Source organism: Okeania sp. (assembly GCF_983059655.1).
In genome coordinates this window covers 1-4,845 of the sequence record NZ_CEZPJD010000627.1, presented here as the reverse complement: position 1 = coordinate 4,845, position 4,845 = coordinate 1, and the positions used below count along the sequence as shown (strand labels likewise).

At 32.7% G+C, this 4,845-nt stretch carries 5 protein-coding genes; 2 read left to right on the top strand and 3 right to left on the bottom strand.

From position 1 onward, the window contains the following. Positions 1 to 262: 262 nt before the first annotated feature. The 3 genes from AC3DU7_RS25530 to AC3DU7_RS25520 form a co-directional block, all read right to left on the bottom strand. Positions 263 to 1,222 (bottom strand): tetratricopeptide repeat protein, encoded by a 960-nt coding sequence (locus AC3DU7_RS25530; protein ID WP_488042088.1) that lies wholly within the window; start codon positions 1,220 to 1,222, stop codon positions 263 to 265. Between the two features lie 275 nt (positions 1,223 to 1,497). Continuing rightward, complete coding sequence (locus AC3DU7_RS25525) at positions 1,498 to 2,046, bottom strand: GIY-YIG nuclease family protein (protein WP_488042087.1); 549 nt, start codon at positions 2,044 to 2,046, stop codon at positions 1,498 to 1,500. 383 nt (positions 2,047 to 2,429) lie between these two features. Beyond that, entirely contained in the window at positions 2,430 to 2,771 is a 342-nt protein-coding gene (locus AC3DU7_RS25520) for a hypothetical protein (RefSeq protein WP_488042086.1), read from the bottom strand. Positions 2,772 to 3,024: 253 nt separating this feature from the next. Here AC3DU7_RS25520 and AC3DU7_RS25515 point away from each other — a divergent pair, with 253 nt between their 5' ends. Together AC3DU7_RS25515 and AC3DU7_RS25510 are read left to right on the top strand one after the other, a co-directional pair. Then, positions 3,025 to 3,747 (top strand): hypothetical protein, encoded by a 723-nt coding sequence (locus tag AC3DU7_RS25515; RefSeq protein ID WP_488042085.1) that lies wholly within the window; start codon positions 3,025 to 3,027, stop codon positions 3,745 to 3,747. Between the two features lie 232 nt (positions 3,748 to 3,979). Continuing rightward, positions 3,980 to 4,845 (top strand): alpha/beta hydrolase (locus AC3DU7_RS25510; RefSeq protein ID WP_488042084.1); only part of this gene is annotated, 866 nt, incomplete at its 3' end.

Below are 4,845 nucleotides of genomic sequence, written 5' to 3'. Positions count from 1 at the left end.
TGCTTTTGGGTTGCCGATACTAACTGTAGTCTATCCATGTGAAAAGCGCTATAAGATGTATAGCAATGTGCGCTGGCATATTTACAAATTGCAGGAAGTGTCCAATAGCTAAAAGTCTTATATGATAAGCTTTTTATTCCCCCTGTTGCCTGTTGCCTATTGCCTGTTGCCTGCGCGCAGCGCTATAGTAAAACTTTCGATATCGAGTATTATACCTATCTAGGGCTTGCTGATAGCTGATAGCTGAATGCTAAATAGCTAATTAATAAATTAAATTATCTTTAATTAAAGCTTTAAACTTAGGATTTGAGCTAATTTTAAAAAAATCAGCATCAGTTTCTGCCATTTCTCGATATGGTTGCCCAGCGCCTAAATTAATTGCTTGTTCTAAATTTTCAATAGCTAAATAGAGCTTATCCTGCAAAGCATAACAACGAGCTTTATTATAATAAGCCAAAGAATAATCTGACTGAATTTTTATGGCTTGGTCAAAACAAGCGATCGCCTCAACCCAATCTCCTAAATTAGATAAAGCTTGACCTAAATTATTCCAAGCTTCCTGATAATCTACTTTAATCTCTATGGCTTTTTCATAACTAATAATTTCTCTTTTAGTATTACCTAAATAAAATAAAGTTTTTCCTTGAAAATTCCAAGCTATATAATGATTAGGCTTAAGCTTAATGACTTCTTCAAAAGAATTCAAGGCTTCCTGATATCTTCCTAATTCAAATAATGCCTTGCCTTGATTGTGCCAAGCTTGGTATAAATTTGGTTGAATTTTTATTGCTTGTTTGTAATTTTCAATTGCTTCTCGATAACGTCCTAAACTACTCCAAGTATTTCCAGCATTGTACCAAGCTTGATATAGATCTGGTTTGATTTTTGTAGCTCTTTCAAAAGAAGTTATCGCTTCCCGATATTGTTCTAAATTATTAAGTAAATTACCTCGGTTATACCAAACTAAATGAGAATTTGGTTGAATCTCTATCGCACGATTAAAATTATTTAAAGCTGACTGGAATCTACCTATTAATTTCAAAGAATTACCTCGATTATTCCAGGCTTCATAGTAATCCGGCTTAATTTTTATTGCCCGATTAAAAGCAGTAATAGCCTGTTGATGTTTCCCCAATTTACTAAAATTTACTCCCACATTGTACCAGCTCTGATAATCATCTGGGGAAATTTTTATTCGTCCATCCATTTCATTTTCAGGCATTGCTGAATTAAGGTATGAAAGTAGGTTTATAGGGAATAGGGAACAGGGAACAGGGAATAGGGAACAGTTAATATTAACAAGTAGTTCAAACCATCCAAAATACAAAGTCCAAAATATAAAATTATCAAATCAGACCCAGAATCAGTAATGCCCATTTGGAGACTAATTCTTTCTTCCAAAATAATTCAGTTAATAGCTGATAGTTGACTGCTGTTTGCGGAGCATTCCGGAGGAAATACTTACTTTGTCCCAAATATCTAAACCAATAGTATAAATTATTTTAAATCTAATAATCCGCTAGTTTTTAGCTTGGGGTTAAAACGAATATTTTCTGCTAAACCTCTAGTTTTTAATATTTCTAAAATATTAGCTTCAACTCGCCTAGATATATTTTTTAAGAGTTTTTCTTTGGCAACTTCATCAATTAATGGATCTTGATATTGCATTGCTTCTGCTTCTGTCATTTCTTGTTTGGCATCTATTGGCTGATTCCACTTTGCTTCTGCAACATCATTACCTATAGGCAAAGAACCATTTTCATTAATCCAAGCAGTTTTTATACCTTCTAATATAGTACGATTCGGACGTTCAATAGTTTGTGCTTTTAGCCAATAGCAACTATTAGGTTGACGGACTAAGTGTTGTTTCATGCTCTGATATATATCACGAGAATAACCTACAAATAGTAATTTTTTATCCTGGTCAAAAATTCCATAAACACCTATTTTTCCTTGTAAATAAATTGGTAATTTTCCTTGAGAATCAATATAAGGTAGGTATTCTAATTTAGACAATTCTGGAATTTGCATTTGAGTATTAGTCATTAGTTTTAATTTTCCCTATTCAGGGGTAGTGTTAATTAATTTGGAATTAGATAAAAAAAGCTTCGATCATAAACTAGCTGATAGCTGACTGCTGAATACTTACCGAATTATTAATTATTAATTATTAAATAATTCGCGCCTTGAAGCCTCCCCTTTGAAGGGGAAAAAAGCGGTTGAGAGATGGCGAGGTCTCCTCGCTGTCCTCCAATCAACCAAGACAGCGGTCGTTTGCGGAGCATTCCGTAGGATGGGATGGCTGCTCTGCAACATATAAAGCGGAGCGGCTCTGTTAAGAGCGGGTCTCCTCGCCATATCCAATTGACCAAGAGAAGAAATAATATCTCCTTATATTCTTTTAACCAGAGGTAATTATCAATTATCCATTATCCATTATCAATTAATGAAAAGGTGATTTTATAAATGGCGCAGAGACGGCTTGGTTGAAATATTTTAGCTTTAAACATGAAGTTGGGCGGAATATTAATAATAATATATTCACTGGATTCGTGATACTTCTCAAATTCTTTTGCCATTCCTTTAGGTGTTTCTTTGCTGTAGGGAACTGGTTGAAATATTAATTCAGTAAATTCTAATTTTTGACATGGTAATTGTGAAATCATTTGTTGAATAAAATTTTCACTTGTTAATAACTCGAACAATATTTGTTGAGAATTTTGTTCTAAAGTGAAGCTACTTTCAAAGCTTTCAATAATTTTTAGACCCATTTTTTTTCCTTTTCCATATTCATCAACTTGGGCTATAGCTATTATAATAGTATTGCTTGTTGCTATTAAACAGGAAATAACCTTTACTTAAATGTTAATATTTGTTTGATTAAACTCAGCTACTTTTCAAGAAATATAAAGATTTGTTAAAATTAAATTTTATCTAATAAATTATGATACAATGACTAAATAAAAACTGTATTATCTACTATTAAACTATTAAAATTAATATATTAAATGGGGATCTGGATTTATGGAAGACACAGAAACATCGTCAACAGTTTCAAATAATCCCCAAAATCAGCCTCATTGGCTACAAATAGCAGAATACACTGCTTTAGGGGCTTCAATTGTTGGTTCAGGTTTGGCATTGGTACTAGAAAAAATTGCGTTTGTTGCACCCCCAATAACATTAGCATTAGTATTAAATTCAATTAATAGAAAAAGATTTGAGGAAAAAATACAAAAACATATTAACAATGAAGTAGAAGAACTCAGAATAGATATTGATTCAGTCAATGGGTATCCAGAGAAAATACAAGAAAAATTTACTGAGTTAACTCCAGAGTCTCCCATAAATTTTTCTCAAAATCAATCAGATTTTGAATTCAATACAATTACCAAAGAAGACTGGGATACAATCAATACTAAATTTTCAGATATTGATGAAGAATTACAATCATTAAAAGATTTGACTACAGATTTACAACAGAATTTAGCAGATAATTTACAATCAACAAAGAATGCTTCTATTATTGATGAGGAATTACAATCATTAAAAGATTTGACTACAGATTTACAACAGAATTTAGCAGATAATTTACAATCAACAAAGAATGCTTCTATGTCAAATAAAATTGAGGAACTACAAGCACAAATAAATAGGTTACAAGATTTAAATAGAGATATAGTTAGGCCATATTTTATTCGTTTAATTCGTGCAGTCAAACAACTACATAAAATGATTGAGTTTTAAGTTATTAAGCTGTGCATAAAATAAATAGTTGAAAATATATTTTGATGTTGCTTGTCCTATAACTTTTTTCCCGTCATTTGGGCAGGAATTAAATTTATGTTTATGGCAAAATGAGCCTATAGGAAACTTGGAGTAGAGCTAGATAAATGCCACTTCTAAAATTCCAGGAAAAAATTATTTTATCAATATCAGCTGCAGATACTATTGTAAATCAGAAATACACTTTTAACTAATGACTATTTTTGAGAGTTTATTAAAATTTCTATTAGTAAGTTTAGTAACTATCTACACTGGTGGTTTTGTATTGCTAAGGTTGCTGCAAAACCGATTGATATTTGAACCTACACCATTGGTATTAGCAACTCCTGCCACCTTTAATCTTCCATATCAAGAAGTTTGGTTATCAATTCCCAACTCTAACAAACAGACAGAAAAAATATCTGGTTGGTGGATTCCTCAAACTAATAGCAATTCTAGAGTTATTCTCTTTCTACACGGTGCTAAAGGTAACATGGCAGCTCGGAAAAATAGTTACAATCTCGAACGGGTTGCGAAACTATATAAGTTGGGATTTTCCGTATTTACAATCGACTATCGGGGGTACGGTAATAGTCAAGGAAAGTTTCCCACAGAAGCGAGTGTCTATGAAGATGCATTGATAGCTTGGAATTATTTGACTCAAGAAAAAAACTTTTCACCAGAAGAAATTTTTATTTATGGATATTCTCTCGGAGGAGCGATCGCTGTTAATCTTTGCCTGCAACAACCACAAGCAGCAGGATTAATTGCTGAAAGTTGCTTTACTTCCATTAAAGACATGGCTAAATACAGACGTCGAATCCAGATATTTCCCCTCAACTTACTGGTCACCCAAAAGTTTGACTTCATTAACAAAGTAAAATTATTGGAAATGCCCGTTTTATTTATTCATGGAATGAAAGATGAAGTCGTACCTGTCGCAATGAGTCAAAGATTATTTGCAGCAGCAGCAGAACCGAAAGAATTACTATTAATACCAAATGCGGGACATAACAATCTTACTCAAGTAGATAGCGATCGCTATCTAGCAACATTGCAGGAATTCTTTGACCAGGCAGT